This is a genomic window from Croceibacterium xixiisoli, from assembly GCF_009827305.1.
In the GTDB taxonomy this organism is placed as follows: Bacteria; Pseudomonadota; Alphaproteobacteria; order Sphingomonadales; family Sphingomonadaceae; genus Croceibacterium_C; species Croceibacterium_C xixiisoli.
The window spans coordinates 452,284-475,245 of sequence record NZ_WTYJ01000001.1 but is presented as its reverse complement, the minus strand read 5'-3'; the positions used below and the strand labels follow the sequence as shown (position 1 = coordinate 475,245).

At 63.4% G+C, this 22,962-nt stretch carries 23 protein-coding genes and 1 tRNA gene; 11 read left to right on the top strand and 13 right to left on the bottom strand.

Annotated elements, in window-relative coordinates:
* Positions 1 to 8: 8 nt before the first annotated feature.
* The 5 genes from GRI97_RS02285 to GRI97_RS02265 all read right to left on the bottom strand — a co-directional run bounded on the left by GRI97_RS02285 (position 9) and on the right by GRI97_RS02265 (position 4,045).
* A complete protein-coding gene (locus tag GRI97_RS02285) occupies positions 9 to 530 on the bottom strand; it encodes a DUF2141 domain-containing protein (RefSeq protein WP_161389506.1) in 522 nt (173 codons plus the stop codon).
* Positions 527 to 1,471, bottom strand: coding sequence for a hypothetical protein (locus GRI97_RS02280; protein ID WP_235917582.1), 945 nt, complete (start codon positions 1,469 to 1,471; stop codon positions 527 to 529). The genes GRI97_RS02285 and GRI97_RS02280 overlap by 4 nt, the downstream gene beginning before the upstream one ends.
* Before the next feature lie 26 nt (positions 1,472 to 1,497).
* Positions 1,498 to 2,664 (bottom strand): glycosyltransferase, encoded by a 1,167-nt coding sequence (locus GRI97_RS02275; protein WP_161389505.1) that lies wholly within the window; start codon positions 2,662 to 2,664, stop codon positions 1,498 to 1,500.
* Between the two features lie 12 nt (positions 2,665 to 2,676).
* Positions 2,677 to 3,453, bottom strand: coding sequence for a DUF2334 domain-containing protein (locus GRI97_RS02270; protein WP_161389504.1), 777 nt, complete (start codon positions 3,451 to 3,453; stop codon positions 2,677 to 2,679).
* Between the two features lie 115 nt (positions 3,454 to 3,568).
* Complete coding sequence (locus GRI97_RS02265) at positions 3,569 to 4,045, bottom strand: Lrp/AsnC family transcriptional regulator (RefSeq protein WP_235917581.1); 477 nt, start codon at positions 4,043 to 4,045, stop codon at positions 3,569 to 3,571.
* 103 nt (positions 4,046 to 4,148) lie between these two features.
* On the opposite strand from GRI97_RS02265, the gene GRI97_RS02260 reads away from it, so the two are divergent.
* Together GRI97_RS02260 and GRI97_RS02255 are read left to right on the top strand one after the other, a co-directional pair.
* Complete coding sequence (locus GRI97_RS02260) at positions 4,149 to 4,919, top strand: AzlC family ABC transporter permease (RefSeq protein ID WP_161389503.1); 771 nt, start codon at positions 4,149 to 4,151, stop codon at positions 4,917 to 4,919.
* Positions 4,920 to 4,921: 2 nt separating this feature from the next.
* Positions 4,922 to 5,248: an AzlD family protein gene (locus GRI97_RS02255; protein WP_202392555.1), complete on the top strand. Its 327-nt coding sequence runs from the start codon at positions 4,922 to 4,924 to the stop codon at positions 5,246 to 5,248.
* Here GRI97_RS02255 and GRI97_RS02250 read toward each other — a convergent pair.
* Positions 5,245 to 6,396, bottom strand: coding sequence for an oxidoreductase (locus GRI97_RS02250; RefSeq protein ID WP_161389502.1), 1,152 nt, complete (start codon positions 6,394 to 6,396; stop codon positions 5,245 to 5,247). The two genes, GRI97_RS02255 and GRI97_RS02250, sit on opposite strands and share 4 nt — an antisense overlap.
* A 28-nt stretch (positions 6,397 to 6,424) precedes the next feature.
* Positions 6,425 to 6,919 (bottom strand): DUF3237 domain-containing protein, encoded by a 495-nt coding sequence (locus tag GRI97_RS02245; RefSeq protein ID WP_161389501.1) that lies wholly within the window; start codon positions 6,917 to 6,919, stop codon positions 6,425 to 6,427.
* Positions 6,920 to 7,147: 228 nt separating this feature from the next.
* Here GRI97_RS02245 and GRI97_RS02240 point away from each other — a divergent pair, with 228 nt between their 5' ends.
* The 3 genes from GRI97_RS02240 (at position 7,148) to GRI97_RS02230 (ending at position 12,673) form a co-directional block, all read left to right on the top strand.
* The gene (locus tag GRI97_RS02240) at positions 7,148 to 8,764 is read left to right on the top strand and encodes a GMC family oxidoreductase (protein ID WP_161389500.1); all 1,617 of its coding nucleotides are present in this window, start codon (positions 7,148 to 7,150) and stop codon (positions 8,762 to 8,764) included.
* 199 nt (positions 8,765 to 8,963) lie between these two features.
* Positions 8,964 to 10,499: a PepSY-associated TM helix domain-containing protein gene (locus GRI97_RS02235; protein WP_161389499.1), complete on the top strand. Its 1,536-nt coding sequence runs from the start codon at positions 8,964 to 8,966 to the stop codon at positions 10,497 to 10,499.
* A 56-nt stretch (positions 10,500 to 10,555) separates the two neighbouring features.
* Positions 10,556 to 12,673 carry a TonB-dependent siderophore receptor gene (locus GRI97_RS02230; RefSeq protein ID WP_161389498.1) on the top strand — a complete coding sequence of 706 codons (2,118 nt, stop codon included), beginning with the start codon at positions 10,556 to 10,558 and terminating at the stop codon, positions 12,671 to 12,673.
* A gap of 53 nt (positions 12,674 to 12,726) precedes the next feature.
* Here the strand turns inward: GRI97_RS02230 and GRI97_RS02225 are convergent, their stop codons facing one another.
* Positions 12,727 to 13,227 (bottom strand): hypothetical protein, encoded by a 501-nt coding sequence (locus GRI97_RS02225; RefSeq protein ID WP_235917579.1) that lies wholly within the window; start codon positions 13,225 to 13,227, stop codon positions 12,727 to 12,729.
* A gap of 149 nt (positions 13,228 to 13,376) precedes the next feature.
* Here GRI97_RS02225 and GRI97_RS18755 point away from each other — a divergent pair, with 149 nt between their 5' ends.
* Positions 13,377 to 13,511, top strand: a complete 135-nt coding sequence (locus GRI97_RS18755) for a hypothetical protein (protein WP_268891146.1) — start codon at positions 13,377 to 13,379, stop codon at positions 13,509 to 13,511.
* 39 nt (positions 13,512 to 13,550) lie between these two features.
* Here GRI97_RS18755 and GRI97_RS02220 read toward each other — a convergent pair.
* A tRNA-Leu gene (locus tag GRI97_RS02220) sits at positions 13,551 to 13,637 on the bottom strand.
* A 144-nt stretch (positions 13,638 to 13,781) separates the two neighbouring features.
* On the opposite strand from GRI97_RS02220, the gene GRI97_RS02215 reads away from it, so the two are divergent.
* Both GRI97_RS02215 and GRI97_RS02210 read left to right on the top strand, forming a co-directional pair.
* Positions 13,782 to 14,780, top strand: coding sequence for a complex I NDUFA9 subunit family protein (locus tag GRI97_RS02215; RefSeq protein WP_328598484.1), 999 nt, complete (start codon positions 13,782 to 13,784; stop codon positions 14,778 to 14,780).
* A 147-nt stretch (positions 14,781 to 14,927) separates the two neighbouring features.
* Positions 14,928 to 16,220, top strand: a complete 1,293-nt coding sequence (locus tag GRI97_RS02210; protein ID WP_161389497.1) for a PQQ-dependent sugar dehydrogenase — start codon at positions 14,928 to 14,930, stop codon at positions 16,218 to 16,220.
* 3 nt (positions 16,221 to 16,223) lie between these two features.
* On the opposite strand, the gene GRI97_RS02205 is transcribed toward GRI97_RS02210, so the two are convergent.
* Complete coding sequence (locus GRI97_RS02205; RefSeq protein ID WP_161389496.1) at positions 16,224 to 16,988, bottom strand: hypothetical protein; 765 nt, start codon at positions 16,986 to 16,988, stop codon at positions 16,224 to 16,226.
* A gap of 133 nt (positions 16,989 to 17,121) precedes the next feature.
* Positions 17,122 to 18,933, bottom strand: coding sequence for a translational GTPase TypA (gene typA / locus GRI97_RS02200; RefSeq protein ID WP_161389495.1), 1,812 nt, complete (start codon positions 18,931 to 18,933; stop codon positions 17,122 to 17,124).
* A 229-nt stretch (positions 18,934 to 19,162) separates the two neighbouring features.
* Here typA and GRI97_RS02195 point away from each other — a divergent pair, with 229 nt between their 5' ends.
* The 3 genes from GRI97_RS02195 to GRI97_RS02185 all read left to right on the top strand — a co-directional run bounded on the left by GRI97_RS02195 (position 19,163) and on the right by GRI97_RS02185 (position 21,506).
* A complete protein-coding gene (locus GRI97_RS02195) occupies positions 19,163 to 19,990 on the top strand; it encodes a hypothetical protein (RefSeq protein WP_161389494.1) in 828 nt (275 codons plus the stop codon).
* 20 nt (positions 19,991 to 20,010) lie between these two features.
* Positions 20,011 to 21,144, top strand: a complete 1,134-nt coding sequence (locus GRI97_RS02190; RefSeq protein WP_161389493.1) for an acyltransferase family protein — start codon at positions 20,011 to 20,013, stop codon at positions 21,142 to 21,144.
* Between the two features lie 86 nt (positions 21,145 to 21,230).
* Positions 21,231 to 21,506, top strand: coding sequence for a hypothetical protein (locus tag GRI97_RS02185; RefSeq protein ID WP_161389492.1), 276 nt, complete (start codon positions 21,231 to 21,233; stop codon positions 21,504 to 21,506).
* Positions 21,507 to 21,593: 87 nt separating this feature from the next.
* On the opposite strand, the gene GRI97_RS02180 is transcribed toward GRI97_RS02185, so the two are convergent.
* Together GRI97_RS02180 and ligA are read right to left on the bottom strand one after the other, a co-directional pair.
* Positions 21,594 to 22,436 (bottom strand): class III extradiol dioxygenase subunit beta, encoded by an 843-nt coding sequence (locus GRI97_RS02180; RefSeq protein ID WP_161389491.1) that lies wholly within the window; start codon positions 22,434 to 22,436, stop codon positions 21,594 to 21,596.
* 1 nt (position 22,437) lies between these two features.
* Positions 22,438 to 22,845: a protocatechuate 4,5-dioxygenase subunit alpha gene (ligA, locus tag GRI97_RS02175; protein ID WP_161389490.1), complete on the bottom strand. Its 408-nt coding sequence runs from the start codon at positions 22,843 to 22,845 to the stop codon at positions 22,438 to 22,440.
* Positions 22,846 to 22,962 lie beyond the last annotated feature (117 nt).

Sequence of the window (22,962 nt, the reverse complement as noted above, 5' to 3'; positions counted from 1 at the left end):
GCAGCCCGTCAGCTGCTGATCGGACGCATGCCGAGGCCGCGACGATAGTTCAGCGTGATCGAAATCCGCGTCGGGCTGCTGCCAGCGGTGGCGCGCGCCTTTTCCGCCTTGGGCTGGCTGAAGCCGAGCCGCGGGTTGGACGCGAAGCCGACGCCATCGACTTGCCACTTGAACTTGTGGTCCATATCCCGGTCATGCAGCAGCAGCACGCTGTACGTGCCGGCAGAGGGCACGCGGATGCACAGTTCCGGCGTACCGCTCTGCGGCACGGGCACTTCCAGCCGGCGGAACGTCTTGCCGGCGTTGAGCAGGACATTGTCATCCGCCAGCCAGTCATCATCGTTTGACGGGTACACTTCCACCTTCAGCCAGCCCACGCGGTCTTTCAGACCAACCGCACGCACCAGGAACGCCGGACCTCTTTCATTGGCCCGGCAACGCCCTTCCGCCTGCCCCAATTCGGGGGAGGTCTGCAGGTTTCCAGCACCGACAAGCAGAGGCAGCGCCGCCAGGACGGCCAGTTTCTTCATTTAGATCTCTCCATCTGGGCAAGATCGGTCAATGCCAGAATGGCCCCGACCAGAAGATGAACGACCAGAAAAAGCCCGGCCATCATGGTCATCAGGGAAGAGATGGCCACATCTTCGCCCAGCATGAACACCGCCAGCCCGGCAAACACCACGTCCTTGTTCGGCACAAAGGGCAGGCGCGAAATCAGCAGGCGGATGGTCGCCAGATAGAGCCACCAGATCACCGGTACATCAGGCAGCACGATATGCCACAGCAGCGCCGATAGCGCCGTCTGCGCGGCAATGCGCACCAGATGCATGACAGTGATATAGCGCAGTTCTTCTGCCGGGAGGGAGAAGATGCGCCGGCGGAAAGCCATCAGGCCGATCGAGAGCAGCAGGATGAAGCCGAGCGAGAGCACGACGGTCTGGGTATCCACGCCCAGTTCCGTCAGGCGGATGAACGGCCACAGGACGATCAGCAGACCCAGGGTGACGAAGTTGCCGGTAAGGGCGGACAGAATCGCCACATCCTTGACTGCACCGAAGGGCGCGGCGGTCATTTCCGTGCGGCGGCGTGCCCAGGTGTAGAAATAGGCTTCGCCCAGATAGCCCAGCAGCAATTCATTGTAGATCAGCTTGCGCATCAGGGCGACGAAGCCGGACACGCCGGGAATATTCCATAGCCGGCGGAAGATGATCCACTCACACCCCGGACCGACCAGATAGAAAATCGGGAACACCAGCCAGAACAGCGGCGATTCCGGCACCATTTCGATCAGTTCGGCCGTGTCGAGCTTGCTGACCTGCAGCGCCACGGCAACGATCATCGCCACGGACAGCAAACCGGAGAAAATGGTCGCCCAGCCAGGCAGGCGCATCTTGTCCTGCACCTTGAGCTCAATCGGCTCTGGCGCGATCGGCATCGCGGTGCCGGGCGTATCGGAAGCGGGTGGATTCATGATCGGTGATATCTCGCAAACCAATCCTATGCCCGGCTCGACTTACGGGCCGGCAAGTCCGGGCGGACCTTGTGTGCCGACGCATCATCGCGATCTGACAGTTCATGCATCGCGGCTAAATAGGTGCTGGCTGCGCGATCCAAAACGAATTGTTCGGCAACTGCCCGTGTACTTGGCGCGCACACCACAAATTCACGGGCGGCGTCAAGCTTGTCTGCAAACTGCGCCACATCGCCCACGCGAACCAGCAAGCCATGCTTTCCATGGCCAACGAGGCTGGCCATGCTGCGGCTGCAATCGGTGGTGACGATCGGCATGGCCGCCGCCAGCGCCTCTATGATGACCGCCGGAACGCCTTCGTAATCAGACGACAGCGCGAAGATATCGCCCTGTTCCAGCAGGGGCGCGGTATCATGAACGTGGCCGGGCAGATCGACCGCATCAGCGATGCCCAATTCGGCAACCAGCCGTTCAAGCCGGGGCCGTTCCGGGCCTTCGCCGACGATGGTCAGCCGGTCGGCCGGGCGGCGGACCTGCGCGAAAGCCTGCAGCAGCACGCCGTAATTCTTCTGCGACCACAGCCGCCCGATCGAAACCACATGCATGCCATCGCTCCGCCTTGCGGGACGTTCCATGCGCGACAGGCGCGCGAACTGGGGCCCTGTGAGCGAAGGATCATGAATGACAGTGATACGGTTTTGCGGCACCGCCATGAACTCGGCAATCTCGTCCCGCATCGGTTCCGCCATGCCGACGACCAGATCAAAATGCCGCCCCTGGATGCGCAGCCACAGATGATAGAACCGGCGCCCCAAGGCGGGCATCTCCCGCCGTTCCAGATCATTGCTCATCTTCGCGATCACCGGCGGGCAGCGTCGGCCGAGCAGCAGCTTCATCATCACGCAGACGATGCCATAGGTGTTGCCGGCGCAGAACAGCACATCGGCCCTGTTGCTGCGCAGCCACAGGAACAGGCACCAGATCATCCACGGCGTTTCCCACCAATGGGTGGCGATCGGTTCGGGCCGGGTGACATAGTTCAGCTGCGGCGCGGTTGGCCGGGTGGCCCCGGCATCGCGGCCCAGCACCACCACCACATCCTCGCCCGCACGCTGCCATTCGGCCGCGAGATTGAGCCCGGTGCGTTCGACACCGCCGGGTTCGAAACTGTGGATCGGAATAACAATACGCATGGGGAATGCCGTTCAGGCCGATGCCAGCAGCGATGCGTAGCGGCTGGGCACATGGCTGGGCAGGAAGGCGCGCACCGTGCGATCGATAGAGGTCAGAATGGACTGTTTGGTGACATCGCCGGGATGCACCGCAATCCGCACATTGGGCATCGCCCGCAGGCCAAAACGCGCCAGCCCGGCAAAGAACAGCGAAGACGCGGTGCGCGGGCCGGACCGACTGGCCCAGGTAATCACCGGCCCGCGTGCCAGCACCGCATCATCCTGCGGCCGCCAGACGCGGAAATGATCCTCTGCCATGGCAAAATCGCAATCGCGCAGCGCCTGCCGCGCCCCATCACCATAGAGCCAGGCGGGGGCGATGAAGCCGGCGCAGGGTCGGCCGATCACATCTTCGATCAGCGCACGCCCCTCAGCCATGCGGCGGGTCGCCTCTTCGCGCGACAGATTGAGGAATTCCCCCTCCCCCGCAGTCATGAACTGCGCCTTGAAGGCGTCGGCCCCGCTGTGCTGCGCGGCATCCTTGTGAAACCAGCCATGGACGAACATTTCCACGCCCTGTTCGGCCCAGCGGCGCAGCCGCACCTGGAAGGCCGGATCATCGGCCAGCCGGGTGCCGCCCCAATGCTCGGGCACCACCAGCATGGCAAAGCGCGCTTCCCCCGCCAGCGCGGACAGCCGGTCCGCCAGCCGTTCGATCTCGTCCGAAAAGCGCGGCCCGACATCGTGAATCGAGAGCAGCAGGCGCTTGTCCGGCCGGGTTCCGGCAACCGTGTTGGAGGTGGGGGACATGGCGCGCGCATGCGCCCGAAACGCACCCGTGTCATCCGAAAACTGACCGTCTCCACACAGTCTCCACACTTGGTGGCGCAATTGACACGGATGCCAGCAAGACCCCATCCGTTGATCAGCCGGGCAGCACCGGCAGCTCCGTCCGGCTTTTGACATTCAGCAGCGGAATGTCGGTTTTCAGGCTGGAAATCCCAGCGATACGGGCCAGATGTTCGGACTGGAACCGGCGATAGGCTTCCAGATTTTCCGCCACCACCCGCAGCAGAAAATCGCAATCGCCGGCCAACTGATGGCATTCGACGATCTGCCCCAGCTGCTGCACCGCATCGATGAAACCCTGCACCGTGTCCTTATCCTGCCCCTTGAGCCAGATGCGGACGAACACGCTCATCCCGTAACCAATCTTTTCGGCATTGAGCAGCGCGACATAGCGATCGATCACCCCCGCCTCTTCGAGCAAGCGCACCCGGCGCAAACAGGGTGAGGGGGACAGGCCGACCTCGCGCGCCAGTTCCACATTGGTCAGTCGGCCGTCGCGTTGGAGGGCCGCGAGAATTCGGCGATCGATCCGGTCGAGAGTTATTGGCATCATATGCCGCTATTTCCGTACATATTGGTTATTTATGCCATTTATTTATACTGTATGCGCATCTTCGCAAGCACATGCCACGATCCGGGGGATATATGCGCCGCCCATGACGGCCCTGTCCCCCCTCTCTCCTCCAGCCGAGCCCTGCCCGGTCCAAAACGCCCTGCCGAACCGCGCGCGTAACGCGGAAATCCGCCGCGGGATCAAGGCATCGCTGCCGGTGATGATCGGCTTCGTCCCCTTCGCCCTGGTGCTTGGCGCGCAGGCGCGGACCAAAGGTTTTGCCTTTGCCGAAGTGCCGCTGATGACCGGGCTGAATTTCGGCGGCGGGTCCGAATTTGCCGCCGTCGGCCTGTGGACATCGCCACCGCATCTGCTGCTGATCCTGGCGGTGACGCTGCTGGTGAACAGCCGCCACATTCTGATGGGCGCCACGCTGGCGCCGTTCCTGCGCCATCTGCCGCGCCGCAAGGTGCTGCCGATGCTGTTCCTGATGTGCGATGAAAGCTGGGCCATGGCGCTGACCGATGCGAAGGCGCGCCAGCGGGAGGGCCGTGCGGTGGTCTTCAGCCTGCCCTATTATCTCAGCCTCTCGATCGGGCTTTATCTCAGCTGGGTGGTGTTCACGGCCCTTGGTGCGATGATCGGGCCGGTGCTGGGCGATGTCACCCGCTTCGGTTTCGACATGGCATTTCCGGCGGTGTTCTTCGTGCTGCTGCGCGGCATGTGGAAGGGGGCGGCCACCGCGCTACCCTGGGCCGCCTGCGCGCTGGTGGCCGGTACCGTCTATGCGACCATTCCCGGCGCCTGGTATGTTCCGGCTGGCGCCCTGACTGGGGTCATCACCGCCTGGCTGATCGCCGGACGGAGGGTTTGAACATGGACGCGCTCACCCAAGGCTGGCCGATTGCGCCCATGACGCTGGCGGCAATCCTGCTGATGGCCGGAGCCACCTATGCCACGCGGATCACCGGCTATCTGCTGCTCGGCGGGCGGCAGCTGTCCGTCCGGATGCAGAGCGTGATGGATACCGCCCCCGGCGCGGTGCTGATCGCCGTGCTGGCGCCGCATTATGCCACCGGTCGCCCGGCCGATCTGGCCGCGCTGGCGCTGACGGCGATCGCCGCCACACGGCTGTCGCTGCTGCCGACCGTGGTGATCGGCATTGGCTCAGCGGCGGTGCTGCGGGCGATCGCCGGGGGTTAGTTCCGTCCGTGCGCTTCGCCCACCAGCCCCATGTCGGCATCGGGCAGCGACAGATCGTCGCGGGTGAAGATCCGCACGGCATCGAAATTCCCGTCGCGGATTTTCAGCACCCAGTCCGGATCGGCGATCAGACTGCGGCCGATCGCGGCCAGATCGAATTCCCCGGCCGACAGCCGCCGGACCAGTTCGGCCACGCCGCGTTCGACGCGCCCCTCCACCTCTTCCCCGAAGAAGGTCGACATGACATCGGTGTTGAGCCCTATGCTGCCCACCGTGATCGCGGGCAATCCGCTCAGCTGTTTGGCCCAGCCGGCCAGGTTCAGATCCGATCCCGCCCATTCGGGCTGCCAGAACCGCCGGGTGGAGGCGTGCAGCACATCGGCACCGGCATCGCGCAGCGCGGTAACCATCAACGCCAGATCATCCGGCCCCGGTGCCACCCGCGCCTCGAAATCCGCCTCTTTCCATTGCGAAAAGCGGAAAGAGATCAGGAAATCCGGCCCGCATTCGGCGCGGATGCCGGCGATGATTTCGGCCGGCAGGCGCACCCGATCCCGCATGTCATCCCCGCCATAGCCATCATCGCGGCGGTTGGTGACGGGCCAGAGAAACTGATCGAGCAGATAGCCATGCGCGCCATGCACCTCCACCCCATTGGCTCCGGCCTGTTTCGCCAGAATGGCACTGCGGATGAAGCCATCGCGGATCGCCGCCAGATCATCGCCGCTGGCCACCTGCCCCACGCGCTTGTCGGCAAAGGCCAGGCCGGAGGGACTGAGCGTGGGGTGCTGCGACCAGCGGCTGTCGCCGCCTTCCTTGCGCAGCGCCCCTTCGTGCCACAGCTGCAGGATCATCGCCCCGCCGGCATCGCGCACTGTGCCGACCGTGCGTCTCCACGCCTCCACCGTGTCGCCGTCCAGCCGGGCGAACATGTCCGTCTGGGTGGAGGATGGATGATCGACCGCCAGCGATTCGCTGATGATCAGCCCCACTCCGCCTTCCACCCGACGGCGATAATAATCGTCCAGCCGATCCTCCGGCGCGCCATCCTTGCACCAGCCGCGCTGCATGCCGGGCAGCACGAAGCGGTTGGGCACGGTCACGCTGCCGATGGTGACCGGGGTGAACAGTATGCTGGTGTCGATCATGGCCGTGGCTCCCCTTGTGACCGGGCGGTCAGAGCACCTTGTAATAGCGGATGGCATTGCCTTCCTGCGTGCGCCGGCCGATCCCGACAAACACATGCTTGGCCAACCAGTCATGCTTGCCCACCGGGGCTTCGAACATGGTGGAGGTACGGAAATACACCTCGTCCGGGGTCACCTCCTCGGTGCTCAGCCCATGGGCGATGCGTTCGAACTTCTGCATCACCTCGTCACTGCGGCCCCAGATATAGGCGCGGGTGTTGAGCATGAAGACGCTGCCATCCTGTTCCTGCAGCATATAGCGGGCATCGCCCACCAGCACGCCGTCGGTGCGGAACAGGCAGAAATCGCCACCGCTGTAAGGCAGCGCGATGCCGGAGATATTCGGCCCTTCGAATTCGCCGCCATCCAGCGCCACCATGCCGCGATCGCCGCCGGTGGGCATGTTGACCACCTTGGGCAGCGGGCGGAACCGCAGCCGCACTTCAAAGGCGAATTCGAACTTCGGCGCGAAGATGTCTTCCATGCTGATCCTGTCCCAAATTGTGTTCTGTGCGCCGGTCCGGCATTCCGGCGGCGGGTGTGCAGGTAATGCCCGATTTCGCGGCGGGTTCAACCGGAACCGTAACGATCGTTAGCTTTTGACCCGTTCCGGCTTAGCCTTTATGCAACCCTGCGGCGGCGCCAATGACCGCCACGCAACAGGATGGCGGGAGGCACAGGCCGGCCCCGCCCGCTATGGGATGAGCGAAACGTGGACGAGGTTGATTTCATCGTTGTCGGTGCCGGCAGTTCGGGCTGCGTGCTGGCCGCCCGGCTGAGTGAGGATCCCGCCAGCACAGTGGCGCTGATCGAGGCGGGCGGGCACCATGATCACACGATGATCGACATGCCGCTGGCCTGGATGACGGCATCGATGATGCCCCAATTCGGCTGGCAATATATGACCGAGCCGGAACCCTATCTCGACAATCGCCCGCTGCCCTTCCCGCGCGGCAAGCTGCTGGGCGGTTGTTCCTCGGTCAATGGCACGATGTATATCCGTGGCGCTGCGGCGGATTATGACGGCTGGCGCGATGCCGGGCTCAGCGGCTGGGGCTATGCCGATGTGCTGCCCTATTACAAACGCGCGGAAAGCAACTGGCGTGGCGAAGGCCCCGAACATGGCGGGTCCGGCCCGCTGGCGGTGTCTTCCCTGACCAGCGATCCGCTGCTGACCCCGGCGTTTCGCCGCGCGGCGGGCCAGCTCGGCTATCCCCAATCGGATGATTTCAACGTCGCCCGGCCCGAAGGTTTCGGCCTGCCCGATGTGTCGGTGAGCAAGGGGCGGCGCCACAGCACGGCACGCGCCTATCTCGATCCGGCCAAGTCGCGCAGCAATCTACGGGTGGAAACCGATGCGCTGGTCACCCGCGTGCTGATCCGCGATGGCCGCGCCCATGGCATCGAAGTGCGGCGCGGCGATGCCGTCCATGTGATCCATGCCCGGCGGGAAGTGATCCTGTGCGGCGGGGCATTCAATTCGCCCCATCTGCTGATGCTGTCCGGCGTGGGCCCAGCCGCGCAATTGCGCGAACAGGGTATCGATGTGCTGACCGATCTGCCCGGCGTCGGCTCCAACCTGCAGGATCACGCCATGGCGCTGTCCATGTATGAAGCCAGCGGCCCGATCACCTTCGATAGCCAGCTGCGGCTGGACCGGCTGGCGCGCAGCGTGATCGAATGGCAGCTGTTCGGCACCGGCAATTGCAATTACAGCCCGCTGTCGATCCAGGGTTTCCTGCGCTCGACCGCCGATCAGCCCCGGCCCGATCTGCAGATGCAGGTCAGCCATACCTCCTTCCTCGCCCGCCCGTGGTTCCCCGGCTGGCGCAAGGGGGCCGGGCATCAGTTCACCGCCGGGGCGCTGCTGCTCAATCCGGCCAGCACCGGCACCGTCTCGCTCCGTTCGGCCGATCCGACCGAAAAGCCCGCCGTGCTGACCAATTTCCTGCAGGAAGAAAGCGACCGGGTAAGACTGCGCGAAGCGATCCGGATCATCCGCCGCTTCTTCGCCACCCCGGCCGCCAGCGCGCTGGTGCAGGCGGAGCTCGGCCCCAGCCCGGACGCGCAGGATGACGAGGCGATCGATGCCTGGAACCGCGCCACGGTGATGAGCGGCGGCCATCCGACCAGCACCTGCGCCATGGGCACCGGCCCCGGCGCGGTGGTGGATGCGGAACTGCGCGTGCGCGGCATTGCCGGGCTGCGCGTGGCCGATGCATCGGTGATGCCCAATGTCATTCGCGGCAACACCAATGCCCCCTGCATCATGATCGCGGAAAAGGCATCGGACATGATCCGCGGCCTGCCGCCGCTGCCGGCTGGCTGACTGCTGCAATTCAGCATGTAACAACGTTACAAAATGGTTCGTTACCGTAATTAACTTGATGGCCTGACATCCGCAGGACCACCGGCACCCGTTCGGGCAGGCGTTGCAGCAGGGGCAGCGCCGTCCGCAGGGGAATGACGGGCGTCTGTATGCGGAACAGCGACAATATCATTGGCGGATGCGCGCCGGGTTTGCGGCCATGAGCACCCAGCGCAAGGCCTATGCGATCCATTCCTGGACCGGGCTGCTGACCGGCTGGCTGCTGTTCGTCATCTGCCTGACCGGCACGCTGGTGGTGTACAAATTCCCGCTCAAGGCGCTGTCCAATCCGGAGTTGGTGCGGGTGGAAGGGCGCGACAATCTGGGCCCGGACGGCGCCCTGGCCGCATTCGACCGGGCCATGGCGCAGCAGGCCACAACCGGCATCCGCGTCAATGTCGTCGCCTTCCCGCAGGATATCTATTCGATCCATCAATACAGCGTCGTGGTGGAAAAGCCCGGCGGCAAGGAACAGCGTTTCTGGGTGCATCCCGAAACCGGTGCGGTGCGGCCCGAACTGGAATCCGATTTCGCCGATTTCATCCAAAGGCTGCATGCCGGGCTGTTCATGGGGGGCAAGGGCCGCTGGATCGTCGGCGCGCTGGGCGTGACGATGTTCGTGTCGATCGTGGCCGGGCTGGTGTTTCATTGGCGCCAGATCCGCCGCGACCTGTTTCACCTGCGGCTGGGTTCACACCGGCGCAAGGCCTGGGCCGATCTGCACAAATTCGGCAGCGTCTGGGGCCTGCCGTTCCACATCATCATCGCCCTGACCGGCGCCTGGCTGGGACTGGAAAGCCTGATCGGCATCCGCGCATCGAGCGCCAACCCGATCGAGATCCAGGGCGAAGGGCCGGGCAAGCCGCTGCCGATTGCGGAAATTCTGCGCCGCGCGACGGATCTGCGCCCCGATTTCCGCCCCAGCCACATCAATATGACCAATCGCGGCGTGGCCGGATCCACCATCCGCGTGCAGGGCGATCTGCCCGGTTACCGACTGGTGCAGCGCGGCCAGACCATGCTGGTGTTCGATGCCGACAGCGGGCGCCATCTGCAGACGGTAGACCGGACCGATCAGGGCGCCGGGCGCCGCGTGCTGGCGATGATGCGCCCGCTTCATTACGGCTATTTCGCGCCACCGGTGGGTGAGCTGCTCTATCTGCTGTTCGGCTTCGTCTGCACCGCCGTGACCGCATCGGGCATGTTCATCTGGGCCGAACGCGAACGGCGCAAACGCCACCCGAAAGATCCGCAAGCGGTGATCGGGATGGAGCGGGCCAATGCGGCGGTGATGGGCGGGCTGCTGCTGGCGCTGACCGGCATTGCCGTGCTCCACGCGCTGGCTCGCCTGCCTGCGACGGCTGATCTGTTTGTGCCCCTGGGCGGGCTGCATTTCCTCGCCAGCCAGGATCTGCTGTCCGGCCGGGTGATCGCCAGCGAACTCTGGCTGTTTCTGGCCCTGTGGCTGGCCGGCGGCCTGCTGCTCGCCCGCGCGGACCCGCTGACGGCCTGGCAGCGGATCCTGCTGCTTACCGGCGCGGGTGCCGTGCTGCTGGTGCCGCTGACGCTGGCGTCGGTGGCAGGCACCGAAATGACGCTGTCGGCACTCGCCGCCGGGCCTGGATACGGCCTGATCTGCGCGGGCATCGCCCTGTCCGCCCTGCTCAGTCACCGCCGCGTCAGCGGCAAAACCTAAGCCTCCGCGTCAGCGGCTCGAAAACATCATAATACAATCAAGACAGAGGGATCATCATGAGGACATTTCTGCTGCGTTCGGTTGCCGGCCTGGCCGCCTGCGCCCTGCCCGCCGTTGTTTTCGCCCAAGAGCAAGCCCAGGATGAGACGGAGGACGACAATACCATCATCGTCCTGGGCGAAGCGGATCGCGCCGCCGCATCGGTGGCCACGCGCGTGCCGCTGAGCACCATGCAGACCCCCTTTACCATTCAGCAGGTGTCCGATGCGGTGATCCAGGAATCCGCCGCGCGCTCGCTCTCGGACGCGCTGCGTTACATCGGCACGGTCGGGGGCACGGACAATTTCGGCAATGCGGGGGAATTCTTCTCCTCCCGCGGGTTCCAGATGGCCAATGGCAGCAATTATTTCCGCGATGGGCTGCGCTATCGCAAATATGGCCAGGTGCCGCTCTATGATATCGAGCGGATCGAGCTGCTGCGCGGGTCCGCCTCCATCCTCTATGGCGCGCTCCAGCCGGGCGGGGTGCTCAATATCGTCAGCCGCACGCCGCAGGACGATGCCTCCACCACGCTGCGGCTGCGCGCCGGCAGCTTCGATTATTACCAGGCCACCGTGGATGCCACCGGCCCGCTGGTCGATGGGGTGAATTACCGCATCCAGGGCATGTATGAAAATGCCGGCAGTTTCCGCGATGTGGTGGAAAGCGAATCCGGCGGCGTTACCGGCGCCTTCGACGTCCGCCTGTCCCCCACCACGGTGCTGACGGCGCGCGCATCCTGGTTCACTGATGAACGCGTCGGCGATCGCGGCACTGTCATGGCCTATCAGACCGATGGCCGCTTCACCGCCGCCAATGGCCGCAAATATGATTTCGCCGATGTGCCCCGCTCCGCCTTCTTCGGGGAGAAATTCGGCACCAACAAGTTCCAGGATATCAATCTGTCGCTGTCGCTGCGGCAGGAACTGGGCGACAAATGGCAGCTGCGCGCCGATGTGGTCCATTCCGATCAGGAAGAAGACCGCGTGTATATCTGGGCCATTCCGGACAATACGCCGGTCGATGCCAATGGCCTGCTGCCGCGCCAGATCGGGGATTGGAACGCCGATCTGAACGGAACGCTCGCCCGGCTGGAACTGGCCGGCGAAATCACCACCGGCCCGCTGACGCACAAGCTGGTGTTCGGCGGTGAGGTGGAACGGTTCAACAACACCCGCACCAATGAACGCTATCAGTTTTCGTCGATCAATATCTATGATCCAGCCTATCTGGACAGCCGCCCGGCCAATGGCACGCGCACGGTCAATTCCCCTTATGGCAGCCTGTTCCAGAGCACCGGCGTCTATATCCAGAACGTGATCGAGATCGGGCAGAACTGGGTCGTGCTGGGCGGGCTGCGCTATGATCATGTCACGGACGACAACACGCTGAACGGCGCCCGCGTGCGGCGGCAGGTGGCAGAGGCCTGGACGCCGCAGGCCGGGCTCGTCTGGCGGCCGACGCCATTCATTTCCCCTTATCTGAGCTACACCCGCAGCTTCGTGCCGCAATCGGGCACCGATTTCGCCGGCGATCCGTTCGATCCCGAACGCGGCGAACAGTTCGAAGGCGGGATCAAGCTGGATATCCGGCCGGCAAAATCGATCGCGACGATCGCCGTGTTCCAGCTGGACCGCGACAATCTGACCATGGCCGACCCCGATCATCCCGGTTTCAACCGCCTGTCCGGGCTGCAGCGCAGCAAGGGGATCGAATTTTCACTGGATGCCAATCCGGTCGATGCGTTGCGGCTGACCTTCAACTGGAACCATCTGTTTTCGATCAAATATGTGAACGACAACAGCTTTGCCGGCAACACCGTGCCCAATGCGCCGGAAAATGCGCTGGGCCTGTTCGCCACCTACGATCTGGCCGATGTGCTGGGCGGATTTTCGATCAATGCCGGCGCCACCCATGTCAGCCGGCGTCAGGGGATCAACAGCAACCAGTTCTATCTGCCAGCCTATACGCTGGTTGATCTGGGCGCACGGGTGAAGCTGAACGACAATTTCCAGCTGATGGCGAATGTGCGCAATCTGTTCGACGCCACTTACTACACCGGCGCCATCAACGGCACGACCGTCAACGTCGGCGCCCCGCGCAGCTTCACCGTGGAACTGCGCACGGGGTTCTGATTCCTGACCGGATCGGGGGCGTGGGTTTCAGCCGAAGCCCACGCCCCAGAAGGTCACAGGTCTGCGCGCAGGCCCAGCGCGTAATAACGGTCGCCGGCATTGGCCTTCACGCGGATACGCGGCAGCACCGGGAAGCTGAGCGTGCCATAAACCCGGGGCTCATCGCCGCTGATCCGCGCACCAACGCCGAATTCGGTCGTGCCCACCAGCGTGTAGGTTGCCTCCAGCCGGCCGTACAGGCTGACATCCCGGCCGCTTTCGCACCGATCATCATCGGCCAGTTGCCCATTGCCGAGATTGCGGCACCGCGACTGACCGCCGCCGACATTCTGCCATTCGTAACCGTCATGATCGCCGCTGTGCACGAACACGCCGCCTATCGGGCGCAGGGTAAAGCCCTGGAACGACAGATTGTAACCCGCGCCCAGCTCCGCGCCCCATTCCCCCTGCGCGCGGGCGCCATTGGCTTCCACGGTCAGCCCATTGGCGCTGGCGACCGAAGGCAGTCCGATTGCGGCCAGGGCTGCGCAAATGGCCAGGGTGATTTTTTTCATGGTGCTTCCCTTGTTCTCATATCCATCGCAGGCCGGCCAATGCCTTGCCGCGCTCCACCCGGTTATGAACACACATACTGCGGGTGAGAGGTCGTCCGTACCATGCAGGGCGCACTGGGCCAGCCCGGAACGGGAATTGCCCGCTTCGCATGGCTGAAACGCCCTTCCAGCATGGCCAGTCGAATATTTCAGCAGATGCGGCACGGAATTGTGCCATAACGGCGCTGCATGATCATGAGATCAAAGGAAAGTTCAGCCAGGCGGCGGAATTATCCAGGCCGTGAGGCGGTCAGTTGAACTGACCATGCGCCGGCTCAAGTAAATGGTGCCCAGAAGAGGACTCGAACCTCCACGACCTTGCGATCGCCGCCACCTGAAGACGGTGCGTCTACCAATTCCGCCATCTGGGCACGGGAGCGATCTGGTAAGAACCACCAGCTCGCCGGGTAGGAGGGCGCCTCTAACGGAGGGCTTATGGGCTGTCAACGGCTCGTTTCACTTTCTCTTCGCATTCGGATGCGAACGCCATCTTGAAGCGAAACGCCCCTTGCGGCATGGCAATCCGCAATGGCCGAATGGCGCCGCAATGGCTGGATTGGAAGAACATGCCCCATCTCGAATCGCTCGAAAACAAGCTGGTCGTGCTGATTGGCGGCGGTGGATTCCTGGGCCGCAACATCGCGCAGGAACTGCTGCGTCGCGGTGCACGACTGCGGATTGCCGATCGGCATCCGGAGAAGGCATTCTTTCTGAAGCCGCTGGCCAATCTGGGGCAGATCCAGTTTGTCGCCTGTGACGTCACCAAGCCCGCCACACTGGCGGCCGTGATGCATGGCGCCGATGCCGCCGCCTATCTGGTCGGCAGCTTCGGCGCGGATCAGTGGGCCGTCCAGGCGGAAGGTGCGGGCAAGGCCGCTGCGGCCGCCACGGCGGCGGGGGTAAAGGCCTTTGTCCATGTGTCGGCCGTCGGCGCCGATGCGACGTCTGACAGCGGCTATGCCCGTTCGAAGGGCGAAGGTGAGGCGTTGGTTCGGGCGGCCTTCCCGGCGGCGACGCTGATTCGTCCCACCATCCTGTTCGGTGAAGGCGACAATTTCCTGAACATGTTCGCCGGCCTGATCCGCGCCCTGCCCGCCGTGCCGGTGTTCGGCCCGGAAGCGAAGCTGCAGCCGGTGTGGGTCGACGATGCAGCCATGGCGGTCGCCCTGTCGCTCGCCGATGCGGGCCAGCATGCCGGCAAGACCTACGAAATCGCCGGGCCGGAACAGCTGACCATGCTGCAACTGCATGAGAAGATCGCCAGTGGACAGGGGCGGAGCCGCAGCTTCATCGCCGTGCCCGATGCGCTGTCTTCGATCTTTGCGGCCTTGCCCGGTACGCCGATGAGCACTGATCAGTGGAACCTGCTGAAGGCCGGCAATGTGGCATCGGGCCAGCATGCCGGGCTGGAAGCCTTCGGCATCACCCCGCGCCCGCTGGATCTGTTCCTTGATCGCTGGATGACCCGGTTCCGCAAATACGGACGCTTTTCCGCCAAGCAGGAAGCTGCCTGATCCAGGCCGGCATTTCCGGCGGGAGATGCCGCAATCAACAGCTGCGACGCACATGATTACCCGCCGCATCCCGGCGGCGGAGATTGTGCGTTCGCGCGTCCCCGCCTAAAGGGGACAAAATCAACATGGACAGGGGAGTGGGCGAACATGAAACGGATCGTGTCAGCGATGGCATTGGCTATGGTTCTGGCAGGTTTGCCGACCATCGCAGCAGCACAGGATGCGGCGCCGGCTGCAACGCCCGCGACGACTCCGGCACCCACTCCGGCACCGGCAGCACGCGGCCCCATGCAGTCGAGCGAACTGGGCGCCGGCCCGTGGGATTTCACCACGGAAAAGGCCGCCCTGCATGTCGAGGTGCTGACCCGCGATCTCGATCATCCCTGGTCGATCGCGTTCCTGCCCGATGGCCGCGCACTGGTGACCGAGCGACCGGGCCGGCTGCGGATTCTGGCCGCCGACGGCACGCTGGACCCTACCCCGATTGACGGCCTGCCGCCGGTCTTCGCCTTCGGCATCGCCGGGCTGACCGATGTGGTGCTGCATCCGGACTTCGCCAACAATCAGCTGATCTATCTGTCCTACAGCAAGGCCCGCACCAAGGACGGGGCCCCGGTGACGGTGCAGTCGGATTCGACCCTGTCAATCATCCGCGCCCGCTGGGACGGCGGCCATGCGCTGAGCGATGTGCAGGAAATCTATGCCGCCGAATGGTATGGCGCGGCGCCGCTGCCGCAGCGCTGCTGCGGCCAGGGTCCGACCTTCGGCAGCTATGGCGCACGCATGGTCTTTGGCCCGGACGGCTATCTCTATGTCGCCAGCGGAGACCGCAATTACGGCGAAATGTCGCAGAACCCGGCCAGCGATTTCGGCAAGATCCTGCGCCTGCGTGACGATGGTACCGCGCCGACCGACAATCCCTTTGCCGGGCAGCAGGGCTGGCGCCCGGAAATCTGGTCGCTCGGCCATCGCAACCCCACCGGCATGACCGTGGACGCGCGCGACGGCACGATCTGGTCCACCGAATTCGGCCCGCGCGGCGGCGACGAGCTCAACCGCATCACCCGCGGCGCCAATTACGGCTGGATGGATGTGACGCAGGGCAAGCATTACAATGGCGAGCCGGCCAAGGCGGTCAAGGATGCCCCGGGCATGACCGATCCGGTCATTGCCTGGATCCCCAATTCGGCCAATCCCGGCAATCTGGACGTCTATGATGGCACGCTGTTTCCCGGTTGGGACGGCAATCTGCTGATCGCCATGATGAACCGCACGCTGATCCGCGCCGAAGTGGGCACCGATGGCCAGGTTACGCAGGAAGCGATGCTGGGCGATCTGGGCCAGCGGTTGCGCGATGTGCGCGTGGCGCCCGATGGCAGCGTGTATGTGCTGACCGATGAGACCAAGGGCGCGATCCTGCGGATCACCCCGAATAAGTAACGGCTATTCCGCTTCGGTCCGTTCGCGCGCAAAACGCGCCAGATGGGCCGAAGCGGGCAGGTTCGGTATGCTGCCATACAGGCTGGCCAGATAGGCCCTGTCCGTTCCGCTGAGCGTTGCCGGTGCCGTTTCCGGGCTGTCGAACAGGGTAAGGATCGATCCATCCGCAGCAACTGGCGGGTGCTGTTCCGCCAGCCCGCGGACGGTGGCGTAATCGGCCAGCCGGGACAGATCGATGTTGGCCGCAGCATCGCGATCGATCAGCACCATGGTTGATCGGATATCCCGCCGGATGGGCGTGTAAATCCGCGAATGGGCCATCCACATGGTCGTCTGCGGGATCTGGGTCAGGTTTTCCTGCCGCACTACAGGCATGCCATCGCGCGTCTGGGTCTGGGTGGTCTGCAGCGTGCGCACCGGGCCGGTTGCCTGGGTCAGCGCCCGCTTTTCCGCCAGCGACATCGTGCCGAAGGCGCTGGGCTGATCGGCGGCAAGTTGCTGGATATAGCCCTGCCCGTCTTCGACAAAGGCCACGATCAGATTGGCCTGGCATTGTTCGGACTGATCCAGCTTCAGGCCCAGTCCCAGCGCATTGTGCCGGATGCGATCAATCACGATCTCAGCCGTTTCCAAGGTCAGGCCAAACACGCCCGGACACAGCGCCGTTTCATAACGGGCGAGCGGTTGTTCGACCCGGGCCAGTGCTGGCGCGGGAGCAAGCAGCCCACAGGCCAACAGTGCGGCCAGCAATGATTTCCCATGACGCATGTTCGATCTCCCCGACGACGGCACGCGAAGCACGGGCAAAAAGATACATCAGGCGCAGGACATTTGCATCTATCAAACGAAAACGGCGGACCAGAGGCCCGCCGTTCACATGTGTCAAAATTGCCTGAAGCAATCAGCCGTCGGTACGCTTGGCGCGCTTGCGGGCATTCGGATCAAGGTAACGCTTGCGCAGACGCACGTTCTGCGGGGTCACTTCGACCAGCTCGTCGTCCTGAATATAGGCGATCGCCTGTTCCAGCGTCATGCGGCGCGGCGGGGTCAGGCGGATGCCTTCGTCCTTGCCGCTGGCGCGGAAGTTGGTCAGCTGCTTGGACTTGAGCGGGTTGACCTCAAGATCCTGCGGCTTGGCGTTTTCGCCGATGATCATGCCTTCATAGAGCTTTTCGCCCGGGCTGACGAACAGCACGCCACGTTCTTCCAGCGCATTCAGCGCGTAAGGAATGGCTTCACCCTGTTCCATGGAGATCAGCACGCCGTTCTGGCGGCCGCTGATCTGGCCCTTGTAGGGGCCGTATTTTTCGAACAGGCGGTTCATCACACCCGTGCCGCGCGTGTCGGACAGGAATTCACCGTGATAGCCGATCAGGCCGCGGCTGGGGGCCGAGAAGGTCAGGCGGGTCTTGCCCGCGCCGCTCTGGCGCATGTCGGTCATCTCTGCCTTGCGCAGGGCCATCTTTTCGACAACCGTGCCGGAGAATTCCTCGTCCACGTCAACAACGACGGTTTCATAAGGTTCTTCGCGGCCCGATTCACCCTGCTGGAACAGCACGCGCGGGCGGCTGATCGACAGTTCGAAGCCTTCGCGGCGCATGTTTTCGATCAGAACGCCCAGTTGCAGTTCGCCACGGCCGGCCACGTCGAAGGCATCCTTGTCGGCGCTTTCGGTGATGCGGATGGCGACATTGGTTTCCGCTTCGCGTTCCAGACGGTCACGGATCACACGGCTCTGCACCTTGTCGCCTTCACGGCCCGCGTAGGGGCTGTCGTTCACGGCAAAGGTCATCGACAGGGTCGGCGGATCGATCGGCTGCGCGTGGATCGGCGTGCTGACCGTCGGGCTGCACAGCGTGTTCGACACGGTGGCGACCGTGAGGCCGGCAATGGCGACGATGTCGCCTGCCTCTGCATGCAGCACGGGAACGCGTTCCAGGCCTTCGAATGCGAAGATCTTGGTCGCGCGGCCGACTTCGACCTGCGTGCCGTTCACGTCCAGCGCCTTGATCGGCATGCCGACTTCCAGGCGGCCGCTTTCGATACGGCCGGTGAGGATACGACCCAGGAAGCTGTCACGATCGAGCAGGGTTGCCAGCATCGCGAATTCGCCTTCCGGATCAAGATCCGGCGACGGCACATGGCTGACGATCTTCTTGAACAGCGGGGTCAGATCGCCTTCGCGCACATCATCGGTTTCGCCGGCATAGCCCGAACGGCCCGACGCGTAGAGAACCGGGAAATCGAGCTGTTCGTCATTGGCGTCCAGGCTGACGAACAGATCGAACACTTCGTCCAGCACTTCGACCGGGCGCCCGTCGGGGCGGTCGATCTTGTTCACCACCACGATCGGCTTCAGGCCCAGGCCCAGCGCCTTGCCGGTGACGAACTTGGTCTGCGGCATCGGACCTTCGGCCGAATCCACCAGCAGGATGACGCCGTCGACCATGGACAGGATCCGTTCCACTTCCGCACCGAAATCGGCGTGGCCGGGCGTATCGACGATGTTGATCCGGTGCCCCTGCCATTCAACGCTGGTGCATTTGGCAAGGATCGTGATTCCGCGTTCCTTTTCGAGATCGTTGGAATCCATGGCGCGTTCTTCAACGCGCTGATTTTCACGAAAAGTACCGGACTGACGGAACAGCTGATCAACGAGCGTCGTCTTGCCGTGATCGACGTGGGCGATGATCGCCACGTTGCGCAGGCTCATAAGAATGTGCTTTCGGTAGGGGAAATTATGGCGGGCCCTTAGCGGCCTTACTGCGGCGCAACAAGGGGCAAGCGGTCGGACGGTGCCCGCTTTCAGGCTGGCCAAGCCTGTCTGTGACCGATATGTCGCGGCTCTTCCCTCAGGAACCCGTCATGATGTGTGCGCCGCCGGAGCGAAAACCCCGATCCGCGCACCATGCATCACGACAGGCGATGACAAGGACAAGCGCATGAAAAGATTACGTCGACCGATCATCCTGTGGCCGCTGGTCGCCGTATTCGTGCTTGTTGCCGCCATTTCCGCCTTTGTCGCCATCGTCGGCCATGTGCCATCCGATGGCCGCGTGAAGCTGAAAAGCCAGCGTACTTATACCCAGGGCAATTACTATGCTTTCGTGCAGCCCTGGGGTGTCGAAAACAGCCGGCTGATGCGCCCATGGGGCAGCGTCGCCGATACGGTTTCGGTGGATATGAAAGCCTTCCCCGGCAACACATCGCTGTACTGGCGCTGGCCACCGTTTACGCCACGAAATGGCGTGGGCGTCTGGGGTTACAACCACATCGGATTTGGCAATTATGACGACGGACGCCCGGAACAGCCGATCCCCGCCCGTCAGGTCAAGGACATCAGCGCCCTCGCTATCACCTATGATTGGGACGGATCGTTCCGTTTCGGCGAAGCCACGCTGCTGACCGAATTCTTCCTGCGGTCCGATCCCGAAGATGCCGAATCCAAGGGTCTGGAAGTGGGATGGTTCCTGCATGTTTCCGACAGAACCAAGAAGTTCGTCGATACCGGCAAGCAGATCGGCACCTATACCGACCCGGATGGCAATGCCTGGCAGGTGGCGCTGAACGAGGAATTCTGCACCTTCTCGCTCGTCGGGGGGAAGGACAGCCACAAGGGCCGGATCGACATGCTGCACGCCACCCGCTGGCTGATGGAAAAGGGCCTGGTGAAGGGTGATGAATGGTTCACCGGGGTGGCCATCGGCACCGAACCGATTTCCGGCATCGGCCATGTCGACCTGCGCGACTGGCGCGTCGAATACCGCTGATCGGGCGCGAGGCTCTCGACATGGGTGAGAACGGGAGCCTGAGCGCGATGGGCGTGGCAGTGCCGCCTGCCGCCGGTACGGCAGCGCCTGCCGAGCAGGTTCTTGCGGCCGGTGTGGCGCAGGGCCGGCACATCTGGCACACGATCGACGGGATGCGCGGCCTTGCCGCGATCGCGGTGGTGACTTTCCATTACCGCAACATGCTTGGCCCCTGGTGGTTCGAAAGCGCGCATCTGGCGGTCGATCTGTTCTTCCTCATCAGCGGCGTCGTTATCGCGGCCGCCTATGATCAGAAGCTGGCCGAAGGGCTCAGCACCTGGCGCTTCATGCAGGCGCGGATGATCCGGCTGATGCCGCTCTATCTGCTGGGGCTGTGCCTGGGGGCGTCGGTCATCCTGTTCGACATACTGATGGGCCAATCCCGATGGTCGCTGGCGCAGCTGATGCCTGTGCTGGTGATAGGCGTGCTGATGCTGCCCAATCCCTTCCCCGCGCCGCGTCATGATCTTTTCCCACTCAATCTGCCTTCCTGGTCGCTGTTCTGGGAAGTCACGGTCAATCTGCTGTACGCCCTGCTGCATCGGGTGTTGACGCTGCCCCGGGTGCTGATGGTGGCAGGGCTGGCAGGCGTTGCGCTGGCCCTGCTGACGATAGAGGCTGGCACGCTCGATTTCGGCTACAACTGGACACGGCCGGAAATCGGATTTCTGCGGGTGGTGCTGTCCTTCTTTGCCGGCGTGGCGCTGATGAAGCTGCATCGGATGGGCCGCCTGCCCCGGCTGCAACTGCCCCCTGTACTGTTGCTGCTGGCAACCGCCGCCCTGCTGGCGCTGCCCGCCGAGTGGGGATGGATCAAGGATATGGCCTGCGTAACGCTGGCCTTTCCGCTGGTGTGCATCGTGGCACTGAACAGTGAACCGCGCTTCCTTGCGCCCTATGTCCTGCTGGGCATGGTGTCCTACCCGGTTTACGTGATCCACATGGTGATCCCGTTTGCCCGGCTGTCCTATGGCATGCTGGGGGAACAGATCGGCGATTTCGGCCCGGCAGGCGGGATGGTGGCCATCATGATCCTGTTGGCGCTCAGCCTGGTCCTGGCATGGTTCTACGACATTCCGGTGCGCCGCTGGATCAACACCCGACTGGCCCGCTGAAGCAAGATTTACCCCCCCGGACCCACTGCCATTCTCATGCGTTGGAACAGGGCAAACATGCCCGATATCCGGAGGAGAATGATTTCATGCGCGCTTCACGACACACCGCCCTGATCGCGGCGGCAGCCCTGGGCCTGATGGTTTCCGCCTGCCAGCAGAGCGAGGCCGAGCGCGAGGTCAAGGATCAGGCGGATGCCATCGAGGAAAGCTATGATGCCGAGGCGGATCTGCAGGAATCGCTGGCGCAGAGCGCGCCGGATGAGGCGGCCGTGAAGGCAGAGGCCGACAAATTGCGCGAACAGGGCGACGCCGAACGCAAGCATCTGGACAATATGGCCGAGGAACTTCGCGAAACGCAGTAAATCTCGGCAGTTGTCCGACGCAAAAAAGCGCCCGTCTCTGCGGAGAGACGGGCGCTTTTTTGAATTCGCCGGATCAGATCGAAACGATCAGTCGACCGGGCGGAACACGATATGGCCAACGGCCGTGTTCGATGCCGGAACGTGGTAGAAACGGTGGAGTTCTTCCACCTTGTCACCCAGCGCGGCGCGCATGATCAGCCACATGATCAGTTCGATCCCTTCGGTGCCGGATTCGCGGACGAATTCCAAACGGGTGATCTTGCGCAATTCGTCGGTACGGTCCGACAGCTTGTCCAGGAATGCGTTGTCGAATTCCGGATTGATGAGGCCGGCGCGCGGGCCCTGCAGCTGGTGGCTCATGCCGCCCGTGCCCCAGATCTGCACATTGAGGCCGGCGGGATAGGACTTCACCGCATCGCGGATCGCCGCGCCCAGCTGCCAGCAGCGTTCGGCCGAAGGGGTCGGGAACTGGGTGACGTTGATCGCCAGCGGAATCACGCGCACCGGCCATTCGGGCACCTTGCCGAACATCAGCGAGAGCGGAACCGTCAGGCCGTGATCCACGTCCATGTGGTTCATCAGCGTGAGATCGAATTCATCGATCACCAGCTGTTCGGCCAGATGCGAAGCGAACACCGGATCCCCGACCACGGTCGGGACCGGACGGGCGCCCCATCCTTCGTCAGCTGGTTCGAATTCTTCGGCGCAACCCAGTGCGAAGGTCGGCACGACATCCAGCATCATCGCGCTGGCGTGATCGTTGTAGCAAAGGATGACCACATCGGGGTCTTCCGTCTTCTGGAATTCCTTCACCCATTCATAGCCGTCGAATACCGGTTTCCAGTATTCTTCCTGGGTCTTGTCCATATCGAATGCGGCGCCGATGGCCGGCACGTGGCTGGTGGCAATACCAGCGGTAATCTTTGCCATGTCAGTTCTTCCCCCGGATCGAACGGTTGCCCTGGATCGAGCGGCCGCCCGCACGCATCATCGCCGCATATTCATCCGGCGTCATATCGGTCATCGAACCCACGGCGCGCTGCGCGCTCCAGCCGTCGGTGTTCGACAGCTTGACGAGGAAATAGATATTCCCGCCCAGATCGATCAACTTGTTGAAATCGCGATCGAGCACGGCCTGCTTCTGTTCCACGCTCATGCGGAAACGATCCAAATAGGCGGCTTCATCTGCCTTGAAGGCGTCACGATTCGTCGCATCCATCAGCGACATGCAGAATTTGTGGAGGTGGTAGGCCTGGCGACTGCGCAATGCCGTGAACACGCGGGTTCCGGGAATGTCGTTCAGTTCTTCCAGTGAATAAAGGCGGGTGCGGGTAGTCATGGCTTGTCCGATCAAAAACTGGCGCCCCTTAGCAAGGGCAGAACAAATGCGCCATTGCCCCGATTGCATGTTTTGCAAGAACGACAAATGGAGCCAGCAAGTGCGGCCTACATGCCA